General features: G+C 71.8%; 15 protein-coding genes. 5 read left to right on the top strand and 10 right to left on the bottom strand.

Annotated elements, in window-relative coordinates; genetic code table 11:
* Positions 1 to 149 precede the first annotated feature (149 nt).
* Positions 150 to 1,304 (bottom strand): methyltransferase, encoded by a 1,155-nt coding sequence (locus tag ACIQGZ_RS23730; protein WP_402605121.1) that lies wholly within the window; start codon positions 1,302 to 1,304, stop codon positions 150 to 152.
* Positions 1,305 to 1,406: 102 nt separating this feature from the next.
* On the opposite strand from ACIQGZ_RS23730, the gene ACIQGZ_RS23725 reads away from it, so the two are divergent.
* The 4 genes from ACIQGZ_RS23725 to ACIQGZ_RS23710 all read left to right on the top strand — a co-directional run bounded on the left by ACIQGZ_RS23725 (position 1,407) and on the right by ACIQGZ_RS23710 (position 4,542).
* Positions 1,407 to 2,135 (top strand): tyrosine-protein phosphatase, encoded by a 729-nt coding sequence (locus ACIQGZ_RS23725; protein ID WP_402605002.1) that lies wholly within the window; start codon positions 1,407 to 1,409, stop codon positions 2,133 to 2,135.
* 148 nt (positions 2,136 to 2,283) lie between these two features.
* Positions 2,284 to 3,069, top strand: a complete 786-nt coding sequence (thyX, locus tag ACIQGZ_RS23720) for an FAD-dependent thymidylate synthase (RefSeq protein WP_402604999.1) — start codon at positions 2,284 to 2,286, stop codon at positions 3,067 to 3,069.
* A gap of 75 nt (positions 3,070 to 3,144) precedes the next feature.
* Positions 3,145 to 4,065, top strand: a complete 921-nt coding sequence (locus ACIQGZ_RS23715) for a sucrase ferredoxin (RefSeq protein ID WP_402604997.1) — start codon at positions 3,145 to 3,147, stop codon at positions 4,063 to 4,065.
* 102 nt (positions 4,066 to 4,167) lie between these two features.
* Positions 4,168 to 4,542, top strand: a complete 375-nt coding sequence (locus ACIQGZ_RS23710; protein ID WP_402604995.1) for a VOC family protein — start codon at positions 4,168 to 4,170, stop codon at positions 4,540 to 4,542.
* A gap of 207 nt (positions 4,543 to 4,749) precedes the next feature.
* Here the strand turns inward: ACIQGZ_RS23710 and ACIQGZ_RS23705 are convergent, their stop codons facing one another.
* The 6 genes from ACIQGZ_RS23705 to ACIQGZ_RS23680 all read right to left on the bottom strand — a co-directional run bounded on the left by ACIQGZ_RS23705 (position 4,750) and on the right by ACIQGZ_RS23680 (position 11,873).
* The gene (locus tag ACIQGZ_RS23705; protein WP_402604993.1) at positions 4,750 to 6,381 is read right to left on the bottom strand and encodes a cation acetate symporter; all 1,632 of its coding nucleotides are present in this window, start codon (positions 6,379 to 6,381) and stop codon (positions 4,750 to 4,752) included.
* A complete protein-coding gene (locus ACIQGZ_RS23700; protein ID WP_402604991.1) occupies positions 6,378 to 6,668 on the bottom strand; it encodes a DUF485 domain-containing protein in 291 nt (96 codons plus the stop codon). Before ACIQGZ_RS23700 ends, ACIQGZ_RS23705 begins: the two co-directional genes overlap by 4 nt.
* A gap of 508 nt (positions 6,669 to 7,176) precedes the next feature.
* A complete protein-coding gene (locus tag ACIQGZ_RS23695) occupies positions 7,177 to 7,878 on the bottom strand; it encodes a response regulator (protein WP_402604988.1) in 702 nt (233 codons plus the stop codon).
* Complete coding sequence (locus ACIQGZ_RS23690) at positions 7,875 to 9,035, bottom strand: sensor histidine kinase (RefSeq protein WP_402604986.1); 1,161 nt, start codon at positions 9,033 to 9,035, stop codon at positions 7,875 to 7,877. The genes ACIQGZ_RS23695 and ACIQGZ_RS23690 overlap by 4 nt, the downstream gene beginning before the upstream one ends.
* 44 nt (positions 9,036 to 9,079) lie before the next feature.
* Positions 9,080 to 9,565, bottom strand: a complete 486-nt coding sequence (locus tag ACIQGZ_RS23685; protein ID WP_402604983.1) for a DUF1453 domain-containing protein — start codon at positions 9,563 to 9,565, stop codon at positions 9,080 to 9,082.
* A 196-nt stretch (positions 9,566 to 9,761) separates the two neighbouring features.
* Positions 9,762 to 11,873 (bottom strand): type IIA DNA topoisomerase subunit B, encoded by a 2,112-nt coding sequence (locus tag ACIQGZ_RS23680; RefSeq protein ID WP_402604981.1) that lies wholly within the window; start codon positions 11,871 to 11,873, stop codon positions 9,762 to 9,764.
* A 544-nt stretch (positions 11,874 to 12,417) separates the two neighbouring features.
* Here ACIQGZ_RS23680 and ACIQGZ_RS23675 point away from each other — a divergent pair.
* Positions 12,418 to 12,648 (top strand): hypothetical protein, encoded by a 231-nt coding sequence (locus ACIQGZ_RS23675; RefSeq protein WP_402604978.1) that lies wholly within the window; start codon positions 12,418 to 12,420, stop codon positions 12,646 to 12,648.
* A gap of 169 nt (positions 12,649 to 12,817) precedes the next feature.
* On the opposite strand, the gene ACIQGZ_RS23670 is transcribed toward ACIQGZ_RS23675, so the two are convergent.
* The 3 genes from ACIQGZ_RS23670 to ACIQGZ_RS23660 all read right to left on the bottom strand — a co-directional run bounded on the left by ACIQGZ_RS23670 (position 12,818) and on the right by ACIQGZ_RS23660 (position 17,598).
* Positions 12,818 to 13,675, bottom strand: a complete 858-nt coding sequence (locus ACIQGZ_RS23670; protein WP_402604976.1) for a S1 family peptidase — start codon at positions 13,673 to 13,675, stop codon at positions 12,818 to 12,820.
* Between the two features lie 157 nt (positions 13,676 to 13,832).
* Entirely contained in the window at positions 13,833 to 15,458 is a 1,626-nt protein-coding gene (locus tag ACIQGZ_RS23665; RefSeq protein WP_402604973.1) for an RNA polymerase sigma factor, read from the bottom strand.
* Between the two features lie 232 nt (positions 15,459 to 15,690).
* Complete coding sequence (locus ACIQGZ_RS23660; protein ID WP_402604970.1) at positions 15,691 to 17,598, bottom strand: SpoIIE family protein phosphatase; 1,908 nt, start codon at positions 17,596 to 17,598, stop codon at positions 15,691 to 15,693.
* Positions 17,599 to 17,661: the final 63 nt, after the last annotated feature.

Below are 17,661 nucleotides of genomic sequence, written 5' to 3'. Positions count from 1 at the left end.
TTGTACGCCCACGACAGCCTGGTGGCCAACGGGCTTCAGCCCCCGAGGCATGGGCGGGGCACATGGAGTTCGCCGCCGCGCTGTGAGGCAGTGCCGTACTCGACGGCCCCGCCGCCGAGGCGGTTGGCGGGGCCGTCGTAGGTACGCCGTCAGTTCCTGACGGATCGCAGGATGACGAACTTCGGGTTGCTGCTGACGATTTCGCAGTTGCCGAAGATGCGGCGCAGCCGGATGTGGTAGCCGAGATGCCGATTGCCGATCACCCACAGCTCGCCGCCGGGCCGCAGCGCGTCACGCGATCCGGTGAACATCCGCCGGGCCGTGGCGTCGGTCGTGGCCTGGTGGCTGTGGAACGGCGGGTTGCTGAGCACCAGGTCCACCGTGCCGGCCGGGATCGCGGAGAGGCCGTCCGCCACCAGGAATTCGGCCTTGGAGCCCGATGAGGCATTGGCCCGGAAGGTGGCCTCGGCGGAGGCGACGGCCTGGTACGACTCGTCGGTGAAGAGCACCTCCGCGTCCGGCTCGGCCAGCGCCATCGCCGTACCGACCACGCCGTTTCCGCAGCCCAGGTCCACGATCCGCCGGGGGTCGGCGCCCGGGGCGGGCTGCGGCGGGAGGTTGCGCAGCAGGAAGCGGGTGCCGATGTCCAGGCGCTCGGCGCAGAAGATGCCCGCGTGGTTGACCACCGTGCGGCCGGAGACCGCGCCGATGTCGTCGGGCAGTGCGTAGCTGAGCGGCCAGGGGCTGGCGGTGCGCGGGATCGCCGGGTCCGGTGAGCAGAAGATCAGCCGCGCCTTCTTGGCCGCGAGCGAGGTGCGGGTCGGTCCGAGGATGCGCTCGAACAGCTTGAGCGTGGAGGTGTGGATCTCGGTGACCATGCCGGTGCCGACCACGACGGTGTCCGCGTGTACGCCGGGGGCCAGCCGGTGCAGCTGGTCCTCCAGCAGGGCGAGGCTCTTGGGCACCCGGATCAGCAGCGCGTCGATCCGGTCCGGGGGCGTATCCCTGGTGGAGAGCAGGCGCACCGCGTCCGGGTCGGCGCCATTGCGGCGCAGGTTGGCGCGGGTGGCCTGCTGGGCGAGGTGGGAGTCGGTGATCTGTACGGGGCGGTGCGGCGGCTCCGCGGTGGCCAGGGCGGTGGTCAGGGCGCCCCAGCGGTCGCCCAGGACGACGGTGGTGGCGTCGGGGGCGATGCCGTCGAGGTGGCGGAGCAGGTACTCGTCGGCGGCGTCCCAGGCGCGGAGCTGGTCGCGGGGGTCCTCGGGGAAGCGGGTGAGGGCGAGGTCCCCCCAGGGTGTGGTCAGACGGTTCATCGTGCTCTCAGGCTACGCGCAGGGGGCGCGGTGGGGGCGCGAGGCAGTGGGTGGCCGCCCCTCGGAGCCGACGGGGCTCCTAGGGTGTCGGGCATGAGACGGCACATCACCTTCGAGCAGCTGCACAACTTCCGTGATCTGGGCGGGTATCGCACCGATGACGGGCGGGCGGTGCGCTGGGGCCGGCTGTACCGCTCCGACTCGCTCGCCAAACTCCAGGGGGCCGACTGGGAGCGCTTCCTCGGTCTCGACATCCGCACGGTGATCGATCTGCGGTACCCGTGGGAGATCGAGCGCAAGGGCCGGGTGCCGGACGCCGCCGGACTCGCCTACCACAACTTCAGCGTGGAGCACCGGCCGTACGACCAGGCGGAGATCCCGGCCGATGTCGACCCCTGGCGCTACCTCGCGGACCGGTACGCCGAGGTCGCCCTCGACGGCGCGGTGGAACTCCGGCAGGCGCTGGAGGTGATCGCCGCCGACAGCGGCCCGCTGGTGTTCCACTGCGCGTCCGGCAAGGACCGCACCGGGATGGTGGCGGGGCTGGTCCTCTCACTGCTGGGCGTGGGCGTGGACGACGTCCTGGCCGACTTCGCGCTCACCGAGCTGGCCACCGAGCGGCTGGTCGCGGAGTGGCAGGCGTCCCAGCCTGGTCGGAAGCTCAACTGGCCGTCGTACGGGAGGGCTCCGGCTCAGGTCATGCGGCTGTTCCTGGCCGATCTCGCCGCCGAGCACGGCTCGGTGCGCGGGTATGTCGTCGAGCGGCTGGGGGCGGACGAGGAGTTGATCACGGCGCTGCGGGAGCGGCTGCTGACCACCTGAGACCGCCGTTCCGGCGGGTCGGGCGGCCATTCGGCCACGTTCTGGAACGGCGGGAGCCGGGTCGGGGCGACCCGGCATAATGGGGGCGCCCATGGGGCGGGCGAGTTCTGGACCGCCCCTTCGTTTTGCTTGCGTCAGGATATGCCGTATGCGCGCCGTTGAGCCAGAAGTCCGCCTTGTCGCCCGCCCCGATGTCGACTACGCAGAGGTTTCGGAATACCTTGCCGAGGTCGGCGGGGAAAGCTGGCTGGAGCGGATCGACCGGGGCGACCTGGATGACGCGCAGAATCTGGCCGAATTCGCCGGTCGGATCTGCTACCGCTCGTGGGAGCCGGGGCTGAATCCGAATGTCACCAGGATACGTACCGACCAGGACCAGTATCTTAAGAACATCCTGGCCAGCGCGCACGGCTCGGTGCTTGAGCACGTCAGCTTCTCCTTCGTGCTGCACAACGTCAGCCGGGTGGCCACCCATGAGCTGGTACGGCACCGCGCCGGGACGGCGATCTCCCAGGAGTCGCTGCGGTTCGTCCGGCTCGACGACCTCCCGTTCTGGTTCCCCGACTGGGCGCGGGAGGACCCCGAGCTGATGGCTCGCGCCAGTGGACTCCTGACGCAGATCGAGGAGTTCCAAGGCTGGATGGCCGACCATTTCGGACTGGACGAGGAAGGTGTGAAGTTCGCCGAGAAGAAGGCGAAGACGTCGTTCATGCGGCGTTTCGCGCCGGAGGGCCTGGCGACCGGTCTGCTCTGGACGGCGAATATCCGCACGCTGCGCCATGTCATCGAGAACCGCACCGCTCCCGGGGCCGAGGAGGAGATCCGCCTCATATTCGGAAAGGTCGGTGAGCTCATGGTCAAGGAGGCGCCGTCGCTTTTCGGTGACTACAGCGTGCAGGACGGCGCCTGGGTGCCCGGCTGGCGCAAGGTCTGAAGCCGCCGGCCACGTCGGCGGCCTCCGCCGAAGGCCGCCGGGCCGGGTGGGGCTGCTGAGCGTAGGGTTGCCTTGGTGAGCACGTGTACCACCCTCTCCTGGGAACTGGCCGAGCCGCTGGCCGCCACGGCGGCTACCGCGACGACCTGGCTGCTGCTGGAGCAGAACGGCCCCTGGGGGGCCAAGGCACTCACCCACAGCCACCTCGACCCGGCGGTCGGGCGGGCGCTCGACGCGGCTGCCAAGGGGACCGGCGTGAGGGTGGCGCTGATCCGCAGGCCCGGCCGGCACGCCGACTCGGGGACGGGCGGCGGGCACGGTGTGGTGGTCGCGCACACCGCCCCCGGGGCTTCCTGGGTGCGGCGGGGCCAGGTCGACACACCGGGTGACCTGCTCGGACTGGACTTCGCCGCGCTGGGTGCGGGCGACCACGGGGGCTTCGGCTGCTCGGGCGGCTCGGGCGGCGAGCACACCGGCGACCCGTTGGCTCTGGTGTGCACCAATGGGCGGCGCGACCAGTGCTGTGCGCTGCTCGGGCGGCCGCTGGCGGCGGAGCTGGCCGCCGCCGGGCACAGCGAAGTCTGGGAGGTCACCCATCTCGGCGGCCACCGCTTCTCCCCCACCATGCTGGTGCTGCCGTACGGGTACGCCTATGGGCGGCTCACCGTCACCGCCGCCAAGGAGGTGCTGACCGGCACCGCCGAGGGGCGGATGGCCGCCGAGTGGTGCCGGGGGCGCTCCTGTTGGGACCGCCCCGGGCAGGCCGCCGAACTTGCCGTACGTCGGCTCACCGGCGAGGACCGGGTCGACGTCCTCACCGTGGAGCAGCACGAGCGGGACAAAGGTCACTGGGAGGTCCAGGTCCGCCACCTGGACGGCCGCGCCTGGTCCGCCGAGGTGGCCAAGGGCGCCTCCGAGCCGCCCCGCCCCGAAAGCTGCGGCAAGTCCCCCGGCACTCCGGCCCGGATGATCGTCCGCACCCTCGCTCGCCTCTGACCTGCACCGAGCGACCCGCCCGGGGAAACCGGCCCGATTGTGGGAGGTGCGACGTAGACTCGGCGGCGCTTGTGCTGGACCGACTACGGGGAGTGGTTTCGGATGACGGCAATCGCACGGCTGGGCTCGGTGGCGATCGACTGCGCCGACCCCAAGGAGCTGGCCGACTTCTACACGGCGTTGACCGGCTGGGAGGCCACCTTCAGCACCGATGACTTCGTGGCGCTCTCCGGTGACCGGCTCTGGCTGACCCTGATGCGGGTGGACGACTACCTGGCACCCAGCTGGCCGGCGGGCGAGGTGCGCAAGCAACTGCACCTCGACTTCGCGGTGGACGACCTGGACCGCGCCGAGGCCGCCGCCGTCGCGATCGGCGCGGTCAAGGCCGCCGACCAGCCCAGCCCGGACCGGTGGCGGGTACTGCTCGACCCCGCCGGGCACCCCTTCTGCCTCACCACACTGATCCCCGAGAACTGACCCCGAGCGCTGCTCCGACCGCTGGTCAGGGCCGCTGGTCAGGGCCGTGGCACGACCTTGCCGAGGTTGGCGCGGGCTTCGCTGGCCTCGTGCACCCGCGCCGCGTCGGCCGGCGGGATCTCGGCGTGCGCAGCGAGCCGTTTCCGTCGTAGGGGCCCCGCAGGCCGCCAAGGTGTACCCGGCCGTCCGCAGCTGCCCGGTCCGGTGTCAGACGGCACCGGCACCGGTGAGGGAGCGGACCTCCAACTCGGCGTAGCGGTCGGGGTCGGCAGGTCGACGAGAGGTGACGGTGCCCAGCCAGCCCGCCAGGAAGCCGAGCGGGATGGAGACCAGGCCGGGGTTCTCCAGCGGGAACCAGTGGAAGTCCACACCGCTGACGATCGACTCCGGGCCGCCGGAGACCACCGGGGAGAAGACCACCAGCAGCACAGCGGGGACGAGTCCGCCGTAGACGGCCCAGACCGCGCCCCGGGTGGTGAAGCGGCGCCAGAACAGGGTGTAGAGCAACGTCGGCAGATTGGCGGAGGCGGCCACCGCGAAGGCCAGGCCGACCAGGAAGGCGACGTTCAGCCGCTGGGCGTAGAGGCTGAGCGCGATGGCGAGCGCACCGACGACCACCGCCGCGACCCGGGCTACCAGCAGCTCCCGGCGCTCGGTCACCTTCGGTCGACCGGCCCGGCGCAGCGCCCAGGCGTAGATGTCATGGGCGAAGGAGGCCGCGGAGGCAAGGGTGAGCCCGGCGACCACGGCCAGGATGGTGGCGAAGGCGACCGCCGAGGTGACGGCGAAGAGCAGCAGGCCGCCGGTAGTGGCCGCGCCCCCGCCCAGCTCCAGCGCGAGCAGGGGGACGGCGGTGTTGCCCGCCGGGTCGTCGGCACGCACCGCGCCCGAGCCGACGATCGCGGCGGCGCCGAGGCCCAGCACGATGGCCATCAGGTAGAAGCAGCCGACCAGGCCGACCGCCCACATCGTGGAGCGCCGGGCGGCACGGGCAGTGGGCACCGTGTAGAAGCGCGACAGGATGTGCGGCAGCCCGGCGGTGCCCAGCACCAGGGCCAGCCCGAGGCTGATGAAGTCCAGTCGGCTGGTGATCGTGGCGCCGTATCGCAGGCCCGGTTCCAGATAGGCGGGGCCCGCGCCGCTGCCGTCGGCGGCGGCGCGCATCAGCCCGGCGAGATCGCCATGAAAGCGGACCAGGACCAGAGTGGTGAGCAGCGCCGTACCGGAGATCAGCAGCACGGCCTTGATGATCTGGATCCAGGTGGTGGCCTCCATGCCGCCGACGGTGACGTACACGACCATCAGGGCACCGACGCCGACGATGGTCCAGCTGCGGGCCGGACCGTCGCCGGTGCCGAGCAGCAGGGCGACCAGGCTACCCGCGCCGACCATCTGGGCGACCAGGTAGAGCAGGGTGACCACCACCCCGGCGCTGCCCGCGGCCGCCCGTACCGGCCGCTGCCGCATCCGTACCGCGAGGACGTCCGCCAGGGTGTAGCGGCCGGTGTTGCGGACCAGCTCCGCCACCAGCATCAGCACCACCAGCCAGGCGACCAGGAAGCCGATGCTGTAGAGCAGGCCGTCATAGCCGTAGAGCGCGATCAGCCCGGTGATGCCGAGGAAGGAGGCGGCGGAGAGGTAGTCGCCGGTGATGGCGAAGCCGTTCTGCAACGGGCTGAAGGCACGGCCGCCGACGTAGAAGTCGTCGGCGGCACTGCTGCGGCGCCCGGCGCGCAGGGTGATGGCCAGGGTCACCAGCACGACCACGGCGAACAGCACGGTGGCCAGGACGTGGTGCTGTGCGGTGGGGCCCGCCGCGAGCGGTGCCGGGGCGCTCACCGGAGCCGGTCCTGGGTGTCCCAGCGCAGGCCGAGGGCGGCCCGGTCGCGTTTGGCGCGGGCGTGGCGCCCATATAGCCAGGTGATCAGGAAGGTGGAGGCGAACTGGAGCAGCGCGAGTAGCCAGGCGACGTTCAGCGGGCCGGCCACCGGGTGGCGCATCAGGGCGGGCGCGGTGGTGGCGGCGACCAGGCAGAGCAGGTACCAGGCGAGGAACAGCGCCGAGACCGGGAAGACGAAGCCCCGGTAGCCACTCCGGATTCGCTGGAAACCCTCGCTCTGCTGCACCGCGCGGTACACCTCGGCGGCGGCCGGTCGCGGTGCTGCCTGCGCGCCGAGCGGCGTGGGGGCGCGGCAGGGGGCTTGGGTGCCGGGGCGGCACGGCGGAAGGGCCGTCCGGCGGATGCCGGGGCCGTCGCGGCCCGGGGGGCGAAGCCGTGGCGCCGGGCGACCAGGGGGTCGATCGGCACCGCTGTTCCTTGCTGTCTCAACGGTTGAGCTCCTGACGTGGGACGCGCCACCGGCTTCGGGCGCCGTGTCCCACCCAGGGTGTCCGTCCGCGTACGCCTGCACGGACGGCAGTAGCTATGTTCACCCCATCTGGTGAAGGGCGGGTGAGAGTCTCCAGAGCGCATGCGGAACGCCGAGCGGTGTGCATGGGCCGCCGCCTGGCTATGCGGTCGCTCTGGGCATGGGGGTCGGCCTGGTTACCGCGTGGCAAGAAGCGCCAGGGCGCAGCGGCCCTGCCATCGGCCTGGGCGCGGCCGGCCGGCCGGCTGGGCGGGGGTCGCACTGCTCAGGGCTGCCGGGAGATCCCGTGCAGATAGGCGTAGCGCACCGCCTGGGCCCGGTCGCGGACCCCGGTCTTGGCGAAGAGATTGTTGATATGGGTCTTCACCGTGGCCATGCTCACGAACAGCGTTGCTGCGATCTCCGGGTTGGACAGCCCGTCCGCGATCAACGCGAGCACCTCGGCCTCCCGGCCGGTAAGGCCGTCGGGCAGCCGGGCAGGCTGCTGCGCGGGCTGCGGCGGCAGCTCCGCCCGGAGCTCCGGCGGCGGCGCGGGCCGCCCCGCGAGCCGCTCCAGCAGCCGACGCTGCACCTGCGGGGCGAGGCCGGCAGCGCCGGAGCGTACGTCGGTGATCGCGCGGGCGATGGCCTCACCGCCCGCGTCCTTGGTCAGGTAGCCCCGGGCGCCCGCCTCCAGCGCGGGGAACAGCGAGTCGTCGTCCACATAGGTGGTGAGCACCACGACCTCCGTCCCCGGGTGGTCGGCACGGATGCGCCGGGTGGCCTCGACGCCGTCGCAGTGCGGCATCCGCAGGTCCATCAGCACCACGTCCGGCGCGTACTCGGCCACCAGCCGGACGGCCTCCTCACCGTCCGCCGCAGCGCCCACCACCTCGATACCGGGCAGCAGGCCGAGCAGCATCACAATCCCCTCGCGGACCACCGTCTGGTCGTCCGCGACCAGCACCCGCACCGCCTGCCCGGTCATGCCGGCACTCGCAGCCGCACTCGCCATCCTCCGTCGTCGGGGCCGGATTCCAGGGTGCCGCCGAGCAGTTCCGCACGCTCCCGCATCCCCAGCAGACCGTACCCGGAACCGCTGCCCGCCAGCTCGGAGGTCTTCTCCCGCCTGGCGGCCCTGGCGTTGCGCACCTCCAGCTCCACGGCCTGTTCCAGATAGCTCAGCCGAAGCACACAGCCCGCCCCGGCGGCGTGCTTGCGGACGTTGGTGACGGCCTCCTGGGCAGTACGCCGCACCGCGAGCCCGGCCTCGGCGGCGAGCGGCCGGGCGGTGCCCTCGACCTCCAGCCTGGCCCCCTCGGCGGCGGCCAGCGACGCCAGAAAGTCGCCCACGGGAGTGAACTCGCCACGCAGCGCGGAGAGCGCCTGCCGGGTCTCGGCCAGCCCGTCCAGAGCCATCCGGCGGGCGGCCACCACCCGGTCCCGCACCTGCTCCCGGTCGACGTCGGCGTCCAGCATCAGCCGGGCTGCCTCCAGGTGCACCAGTTGGGCGGAGAGGCTGTGCGCCAGCACATCGTGGATCTCCCGGGCGATCCTGGCCCGCTCGGCCAGCGCGGCGGACTCCGCCTCGGCGGTCCGGGCGGCCCGCTCCTGGGTGAGCAGCCGCTGCGCGTTGCCCCGGGCCTCGGCATCCAGCCGGAACACATAGCCCAGCAGGGCCACACCCCCGGTGGTGGTGACGGCGGTCAGCCAACCCTGGTGGTCCACGACGGCGTACGAGACGAGCGCGAGCAGGCTGCCCGGTACCCCGACCGCCAGCGGCAGCCGCTCCATGGCGACGATCCCGGCCCCGTACCAGATCACAGCGGTCAGCAGCGGCACCTGAACCGCCCAGGCGCCAAGGCCGACCGCCAGCAGGCCCCCCAGCAGGGCGGTGGAGAGCAGTAGTCGGTGCTCCAGGGTGGCGCGATAGAAGGCTCGTACGGCGACGCCCAGCACAATCAGAGCGGCCGCCGTGCCCGCAGCGGCCCAGCCGGTCAGCTGACCGGGCCCGAAGATGCCGTACAGCAGGGCCGCGATCACCACCAGTCGCGTCCCGAGACCGATCCTGGTCCGGGCACGGCTGAAGCCCCGGTGGCTCAGCGCCTCCCAAGACGGCCAGCGCGTCCATGCCTCCAGCTCCATCTGCGGTCCTTCCGCCACCGACGGCGGAGTCGGCGGCCACACACTCAGCCTGCGGCAGGGACACGGTACGACGGTTCCAGCAGGTGTGCCCGCCAGGCGACCACCAGTCCCCGCACCAGCAGCAGCGCCGCCACCGCGAGCAGCAGGCCGTTGGTGCCCTGGTGCACGCCCATCCCAGCGCCCAGCGCGTACAACCCGCCACGCAATACCAGCATGCCCGCCCAGGCCGCCGCAGTGGCCTTGGTGCCCCTGACCCACAGGGTGCCGTCCTCCGCCTGCCATATTCGGGTCGTCCAGCCCCAGACGCAGCCCATGGCGACCTCCACCAGCACCCCGGCGGCCAGCAGTGCGACGGCCGCCGCCCGGTGCCCGGGGTCTATCAGCTGCGGGTCACGCAGCGCCACCACGGCCAGGATCAGTGGCAGCAGCCAGATCCGACGGCCGGTGCGGACCTGGCGGGCCCGCATCTGCCGGACCACGACCAGGGCCACCGCGGCGACCGCGATCAAGACGTCCGAGATGCCGTTCATCGAGCCTTCTCCGTATCCGCGTCGGGGATGCGGCGTCGGAGCGGACCCGACGCCGAAGTGCGACACCGATGACGCTACGGAGTGTGAAGGGGCGCTGCCTCGGAGCAGCGGTGGAGGTCCGGGTGGAAACGCCGTGTGCGGGTCTCCACCCCAGGGTGGAGACCCGCACACGGCGGAAAGGTTCGGGCGGAGGGGCTCAGGCGTCGATGCGGGAGCGGTCCAGCGTGGCGGCGGAGTCCACGATGAACTCCTTGCGGGGAGCGACGTCGTTGCCCATCAGCAGGTCGAACACCCGCTCGGCCGCCTCCAGGTCCCCGAGGTTGATCCGGCGCAGGGTGCGGTGGCGCGGGTCGAGGGTGGTCTCCGCGAGCTGGTCGGCGTCCATCTCACCGAGGCCCTTGTAGCGCTGGACCGGCTCCTTCCAGCGCTGTCCCTTGCGCTGGAGCCCCAGCAGCAGGGCCCGCAGCTCGCTGTCGGAGTAGGTGTAGAGGTACTTCTCCTGACCGCGCTTGGGGTTGGTCAGCTCGATGCGGTGCAGCGGCGGCACCGCGGCGAACACCCGGCCGGCCTCCACCATCGGACGCATATAGCGCTGGAAGAGGGTCAGCAGCAGGCAGCGGATGTGAGCGCCGTCCACATCGGCGTCCGCCAGCAGCACGATCTTCCCGTAGCGGGCCTGGTCGATGTCGAAGGTCCGACCGGAACCGGCTCCTATCACCTGGATGATCGAGGCGCACTCGGCGTTCTTGAGCATGTCCGCGATGGACGCCTTCTGCACATTGAGGATCTTGCCCCGGATCGGCAGCAGCGCCTGGAACTCGGAGTTCCGCGCCAGCTTGGCGGTGCCCAGCGCGGAGTCGCCCTCGACGATGAACAGCTCGCTGCGGTCGACGTCGTCGCTGCGGCAGTCGGCGAGCTTGGCGGGCAGCGAGGAGGTCTCCAGCGCGGTCTTGCGACGCTGTGCCTCCTTGTGCTGGCGGGCGGCGACCCGGGTGCGGGCGGCGGCGACCACCTTCTCCATCACGGCGCGGGCCTGCTGCTTCTCATCCCGCTTGGACGAGGTGAGGAACGCCTTGAGCTCCTTGGCGACCACGGCGGCCACGATCCGGGAGGCGGCCGAGGTGCCGAGCACCTCCTTGGTCTGGCCCTCGAACTGCGGCTCGGCCAGCCGTACCGTGACGACCGCCGTGAGGCCCTCGGTGGCATCGTCCTTGGTGACGTCGTCCTCGGCGACCCGCAGCAGCTTGGCGGAGCGCAGCACCTCGTTGAGCGTCCTGCTGAGCGAACGCTCGAATCCGGCCACGTGGGTGCCGCCCTTGGGGGTGGCGATGATGTTCACGAAGGAGCGCAGGGTGGTGTCGTAGCCGGTGCCCCAGCGCAGCGCGATGTCCACGCCCAGGTCGCGGGTGACCTCGGTGGGGGTCATATGGCCCCGGTCGTCCAGTACCGGGACGGTCTCCTTGAAGGTGCCGGCGCCGGAGAGCCGCAGCACATCGCAGACGGCCTTGTCGGGCGCCAGGAACTCGCAGAACTCACCGATGCCGCCGTCGAAGCGGAAGACCTGCTCGTCCACCTGGTCGGAGTCCAGCAGCCGCTCGTCGCGGACCACGATGGTGAGCCCGGGGACGAGGAAGGCGGTCTGCCGGGCGCGGTTGTGCAGGTTCTCCAGAGAGAGCCTGGCGTCCTTGAGGAAGATCTGCCGGTCGGCCCAGTAGCGGATACGGGTGCCGGTGCGGGTGCGGGGCACCTTGCGGACCTTGCTGAGGCCGCTGCCGGGCTCGAAGGGGGCATCCGGCGACAGCTCGGTGAAGATGCCGGGCGTGCCCCGGCGGAAGCTGATGGCGTGGGTGTGGCCGCCCCGGTCGACCTCGACGTCCAGCCGGGCGGACAGGGCGTTGACGACGGAGGCGCCGACGCCGTGCAGGCCGCCGGAGGCCGCGTACGAGCCGCCGCCGAACTTGCCCCCGGCGTGCAGCTTGGTGAGGACGACCTCCACGCCGGACAGCCCGGTCTTGGGCTCGACGTCGACCGGGATGCCCCGGCCGTTGTCGCGGACCTCCACCGAGCCGTCGTCGTGCAGCAGCACCTCGATGTGGTCGCAGTGGCCGCCGAGCGCCTCGTCCACCGAGTTGTCGATGATCTCCCAGAGGCAGTGCATCAGGCCCCGGCTGTCGGTGGAGCCGATGTACATGCCGGGGCGCTTGCGCACCGCCTCGAGTCCTTCGAGGACGAGCAGGTGCCGCGCGGTGTAGTTGGAGCCGTCGTCGCCGGCGAGCAGGGCGGTCGGCACGGTCGTTTCGGCGGTCACGCGGTGCTACTCCTCAATCCGTCTGAGTCATCGTGCGGTGTCGGCACGGAGCCGGGGCTTGTACGCGCTGCGCGAACACGGACTTTGAGGATGCGTCTGCCCGGAACGCTCTGCGCCGCACCGGCTCGCACCGCTGCCGGGGCCAGCCTAGGGTGGCCGTGCCGCTGACGTGCAGGCTACCGGTGTGTGGGCCGGGGCTTATGCTCCAACCCCGACCCGTTCCATGCTACGCGTACTTCGTACAAGCGTTCGATAACACCATTGGGTGATCCATACGTCACGGGAGCCGGTACGCATGAACCGTCCGCACCCGGGGCACGTCCTCAGCAACACAATCAGAAACTCCACAACGGCAAGCAGGCGAACCGGCGACGAAGAAGCCGCCACCGTCCGCCGCCAACCTGGTCAACCGACCCGGCCCCGCTTGAACCGGTGCACAGTGATCAAAAAGGCACCAGAAAGAAAAGGCGCAAGCGGGAACGTTTTCGGCCTGGTTGGATGTTGACCCTGGTACGACAGCTCGTCGAGCTAGAGAAGAGGCGACGTGACTACTGTTCTGACCCCCGCGAGTCCGCTCACCGCGGCCGACCGTTGCGACCGTTGCGGCGCCCAGGCCTACCTGCGCGTCGTGCTGGCCAGTGGCGGCGAGCTGCTCTTCTGCGCCCACCACGGGCGGAAGTTCGAGCCGGAGCTCAAGAAGATCGCCGTGGAGATACAGGACGAGACCGGTCGGCTCACCGCGCCCTCCGCCACGGCCTCCACCGAGGAGCGCTGACACGAGCGAGAGACCCCCGACGAGCTGAAGCCGGTACAGGCCGGCAGCCGGGCGGCGGACCGTGTGTGGTCCGCCGTCCGGTTTTTGCCATGCCCCGCACCGCTCGCAGGGTGTGCCGTCCGTCACACGGCCGATCAGGCAGTGTGACGGATGGCTAAGTGATGACTACTCAGAGTTGGGCCCTGACGGCGTCCGCCATCGCCGCCAGTCGGGTGTAGACCCCCGGATAGCGCTGCTGGGCGCAGCCGGTGCCCCAGGAGACCACCCCGACCAACCGGCCGCCGACCGTCATCGGCCCGCCGCTGTCCCCCTGGCAGGCATCCCGACCGCCGTAGCGCTCACCGGCGCAGACCATGGACTTGGCGTCGAAGTGGCCGTTCGGTCCGCCCGGGTAGTCGGACGCACACACCGAGTCCGCCAGGAACGGCACCTGCACGGAGCGCAGCTGGGCGGAGTAGCGACCCGCGCCGGTGGTGTCGCCCCAGCCGAAGACCTGCGCCCGGGTGCCGGTCTTGTACGGTGCCGCCTCGCCCTGCCCGACCAGCGGCACGGTCGGCCGGCCTGCCTGCGGCTCCGCCAGCGTGACGACCGCGACATCCCAGACGTTGGCCGTGAAGGAGTAGTCCGGATCGACCCAGACGCCCTGCACCGGCACCTCGACGCCCTCGTCACCGGTGATGTCGGTGCGCCCCAGGATCACCCGCAGCTCGGGCCGGTCGGTGCGGGCTCCGCTGGCTTCGTCGTAGAAGCAGTGGGCGGCGGTGACCACCTTGGTCGGGCTCACCAGGGCACCGCCGCAGAACTGGCCGGAGCGGGCGGAGCCGAACTGCGGCCGGCTGGCCAGGGCGACGACCCAGGGATGCAGCTCCGTGCCGTCCGCGACCCCGCCGACGATGCGCCGCTGCGCCTGCGCCGCCCCTGCGGTCCCCGGCACCGCTGCGACCACCGGCGGCAGCAGGGCCAGTAGGGCCAGGAACGCGCCCCGGTGGAGTGGTACGGCGCCACGCGCCCGACGGATGGCCAGCACCGGTGTCCTCCTGGAGGGGTCTGCGACAGACAACCGACCCAGCGTAATTGACCCATCACCAGCTGTGGCAGCGCCTGCGGCGAGACAACCCTTCCGGGGGAATGCGAAGCGGGGCCCGGAGCTGGCGCTCCGGGCCCCGCGACTGCTGTCGGCCGACTCAGTCCAGGTAGTCGCGCAGCACCTGGGAGCGCGACGGGTGGCGCAGCTTGGACATGGTCTTGGACTCGATCTGGCGGATGCGCTCACGGGTGACCCCGTAGACCTTGCCGATCTCGTCCAGCGTCTTCGGCTGGCCGTCGGTGAGGCCGAAGCGCATGGAGACCACGCCGGCCTCACGCTCGCTGAGGGTGTCCAGCACGGAGTGCAGCTGCTCCTGGAGCAGGGTGAAGCTGACCGCGTCGGCCGGGACGACCGCCTCGGAGTCCTCGATCAGGTCACCGAACTCGCTGTCGCCGTCCTCACCGAGCGGAGTGTGCAGCGAGATGGGCTCGCGGCCGTACTTCTGGACCTCGATGACCTTCTCCGGGGTCATGTCGAGTTCCTTGGCCAGCTCCTCCGGGGTGGGCTCGCGGCCCAGGTCCTGGAGCATCTGACGCTGCACACGGGCGAGCTTGTTGATGACCTCGACCATGTGCACCGGGATGCGGATGGTCCGCGCCTGGTCCGCCATGGCGCGGGTGATCGCCTGCCGGATCCACCAGGTGGCGTAGGTGGAGAACTTGTAGCCCTTGGTGTAGTCGAACTTCTCCACCGCGCGGATCAGACCGAGGTTGCCCTCCTGGATCAGGTCCAGGAAGAGCATGCCGCGACCGGTGTAGCGCTTGGCCAGCGAGACGACCAGTCGGAGGTTGGCCTCCAGCAGGTGGTTCTTGGCGCGGCGGCCGTCCTCGGCGATGATCTCCAGCTCGCGCTTGAGCTTGGGCGCGAGCTTGTCGCCGTTGCCCAGCTTGTCCTCCGCGAAGAGGCCGGCCTCGATGCGCTTGGCGAGCTCCACCTCCTGCTCGGCGTTGAGCAGCGGGACCTTGCCGATCTGCTTGAGGTAGTCCTTCACCGGGTCGGCCGTGGCACCGGCGGCGGCGACCTGCTGCGCGGGGGCGTCGTCCTCGTCCTCGTCGGAGAGCACAAAGCCCTCGGACTCCTCCTCGGGACCGGTCGCCTCGCCGTCGCCCTTGGCGCCGGGCAGCGCGGTGTCCTCGACCGACTCGTCGTCGGTGGTGAGGTCGTCGTCGCCCTTCTTGCCAGCCTTGCCCGCGGCGGTCTTCTTCGCCGCCGTCTTCTTGGCCGGTGCGGCCTTCTTGGCGACCGCCTTCTTGGCCGGTGTCGCCGCCTTCTTGGCGACGGCCCTGCTGGGCGCCGCCTCCTCGGCTCCGTCGACCGCGTCGGCGGTGGCGGTGAGCGGGGACACGGCCGTGGCAGCCGCCGTACGGGGCACGGCGGGCCGCGAGGTGACCGGCTGCGAAGCGGCGGCGGTGCGCGTGGTGGTGACCGCCTTGGTCGCCGTACGCTTCGCCGTGCTCTTGGCCGCCACGTTCTTGCGCGCGCGCTTGGAAGCAGACGGGTCCGCCGCGCTGACCATCAGGTCAACCCCTTCCTCAATGAGGACCTGGTTGAGGCTGCGCATGACGTTCTTCCACTTGGTGACCGGGATCTGGTCCGCCTCGAAGGCCTGGCGCACGTCGTCACCGGCGATCTGCCCCTGTGCCTTGCCCCGCTCGATGAGCGCCATGAGAGCGGCGGACTCGGCGATCTCGGGTGGGAGCGAACGGGATGTGCTGGCCGACACGAACAACCTCTCGGACGTGAGTGGACGGGAAGCCGGGCCCGTCCCCCGGCCCGTCGAGGGCAGGAGGAGTGCCGGGTGCACGGCGGGTGCGCGGGCGGTGCGTCGGGTTCGGGCTTCACGGCTGGGCTTGCGGGACGGGAACAACCCTCCAGGGCAACACAGCATTCTGACATGCCGCCCGTATTCCGGAGCTGCTTCCGCTCTCGTAGACATCGCTGCGCAAGCCCAAGTGTTACGCATGCCCTTCGTGGCCCCCGTCACACCCCCCGGGATCGGGCCCGGCCGCGGCCGTGATCCGCACTCCGAGCACCGTGACATCGTCGTTGCGCTCCTGCCCCGCCAGCATCCCGGCGACCACCGTGCCCAGCAGCGCGTCCAGGGCGCCGACCGCGGCCGGACGGCCTCGGGCCACCTCCAGCAGTTGGTCGAGGCCCTGCTGCAAGCCGCGTGTCCTGGTCTCCACCAGGCCGTCGGAGAAACCGACCACCACATCCCCCGGGGCCAGCCGCACGGTGCGCTGGATGCGCGGCTCGGGGATGCCGAGCGGCGTCGCCGCCGGGCCCGCGTCGACCAGTCTGGCCCCGCCGTCAGCGGAGACCACCAGGGCCGGCAGGTGGCCCGCGTCACCCAGGGCCAGCTCGCCGGTCGCCGGGTCGAGCAGGCCGTAGAGCACGGTGGTGAGCGACTCGTCGTCCTCGGTGGCGGTGAAGAGGCGGTCCAGGCCGGCCAGCACGGCGGCCGGCTCCGGGTCGGTGAAGGCGAGGGCACGCAGCGCCGAGCGGACCCGGCCCATCCCGGCGGCGGCCGTCAGCCCCTTGCCGATCACATCCCCCACCACCAGGGCGACCCGGCCGTCGGGCAGTTGGAAGCAGTCGTACCAGTCGCCGCCGACCTCCGTGCCCGGGGCGCCCGGCAGGTAGCGGAAGCCGAACTCCACGCCCCGGACGGCCGGCAGGCAGCGGGGCAGCAGGCTGCGCTGGAGGCTCAGCGCGGCTTCGCGTTCCCGCTCGTACAGCTGGGAACGCTCGACGGCGAGGGCGCACTGGGCCGCCAGTGCGTCCAGGAAGGCGCGGTCGTCGGCGTCGAAGTGGTGCTCGCCCTCGAAGAGCAGCCGCAGGCTGCCCAGCGGCGCGCCGGAGGCGATCAGGGGGAGCACAGCCCAGGACTGCGGCTCGGAGCGCGCCGGCTTCTCCACGTCACTGGTGAGTGCTGGGGGCCGTCGGCGCTGGGCACCGGGGGCGGTGTCCGTGCCCGGATCGGCCCGGGGATTGGCTTGGACATCGGCTCGGAGCGGCGAGGGACGGTCCGTCGCGGGGCGGGGTGGCCTCAGGCGGGTGGCGGCGGTCCGCAGGTCCGGCTGCCGGGCTCCGTACCGGCGGGCGTCGTACGGGTGGCCGCTGGGCAGGCGGGCGGCGGACCGGCGCGTGTCGGGCGGATCGGGCAGCGCTGCGGGAAAGTAGCGCGGTCTGCCGTCCCGTACCGTCGCGGCCAGTACCTCGCACCAGTCCCCCGGTACCGGCCGACGGGTGCGGCCCGGGTCGGCGGCCGGCAGGTCCGGCCAGGGGAAGCGGTGCAGCCGGGCGTCCAGCAGGTGGAGCTCGGTGCGGTACGCGCCGATGCCGCGCCCCAGCGCGCTCACCGTGCGGGCCACGTCGCAGGCGGCGAGCGCCCCGGCCAACTGGTCGGTCATCGCCTGGAGCCGGGAGGTGCGCCACTGCCCCTCGCGCAGCAGTTGCCGGGCCCGGTGCTCCTCGGTGATGTCCGCCACCACGCCCAGCACGCCGCAGGGCGTACCGTCGGGCCCCGGTACGGGACGCCAGGTGCAGCGGACCCGGCGGATACCTCCAGCGCCGCACAGCAGGGCCTCCGGCTCCACCGACGGCAGGCGCTCGTCCAGCGCGCGGCGCGCGGCCCGCTCGACGCTCCGGCCGTACGGCCCCGGCAGCGCCTCGCAAGGGCGCCGACCGAGCAGCCCGGGGGTTGGGGTGTCGGCCAGCACGGCGTAGCCGTGGCTCACCCGGGTGTAGCGCAGCCGGTCGTCCAGCAGGGCGAAGGCGAGTTCCGGGTGGCCCAGCAGGGCCGCCTCAAGGGCGGTGCCGATACCGTCGCCGTCCCGGCTGTGAAGTGTGTCGCCGACCATCGTGGCGTTGTCACCGCCCTTGTCACGACCCGGCCGCCGCGCCGACCGGGCGCGGCGACCGAA

This window comes from Streptomyces sp. NPDC092296, assembly GCF_044755465.1.
GTDB lineage: Bacteria > Actinomycetota > Actinomycetes > Streptomycetales > Streptomycetaceae > Peterkaempfera.
This window is presented reverse-complemented; position numbering and strand designations above follow the sequence as displayed.

Bases quoted from the DNA above. Each gene is read 5' to 3' on its own strand.
- ACIQGZ_RS23725 (WP_402605002.1), top strand. From the start codon at position 1,407: ATGAGACGGCACATCACCTTCGAGCAGCTGCACAACTTCCGTGATCTG.
- thyX (WP_402604999.1), top strand. From the start codon at position 2,284: ATGCGCGCCGTTGAGCCAGAAGTCCGCCTTGTCGCCCGCCCCGATGTC.
- ACIQGZ_RS23710 (WP_402604995.1), top strand. From the start codon at position 4,168: ATGACGGCAATCGCACGGCTGGGCTCGGTGGCGATCGACTGCGCCGAC.
- ACIQGZ_RS23695 (WP_402604988.1), bottom strand. From the start codon at position 7,878: ATGACCGGGCAGGCGGTGCGGGTGCTGGTCGCGGACGACCAGACGGTG.
- ACIQGZ_RS23690 (WP_402604986.1), bottom strand. From the start codon at position 9,035: ATGGAGCTGGAGGCATGGACGCGCTGGCCGTCTTGGGAGGCGCTGAGC.
- ACIQGZ_RS23685 (WP_402604983.1), bottom strand. From the start codon at position 9,565: ATGAACGGCATCTCGGACGTCTTGATCGCGGTCGCCGCGGTGGCCCTG.
- ACIQGZ_RS23660 (WP_402604970.1), bottom strand. From the start codon at position 17,598: ATGGTCGGCGACACACTTCACAGCCGGGACGGCGACGGTATCGGCACC.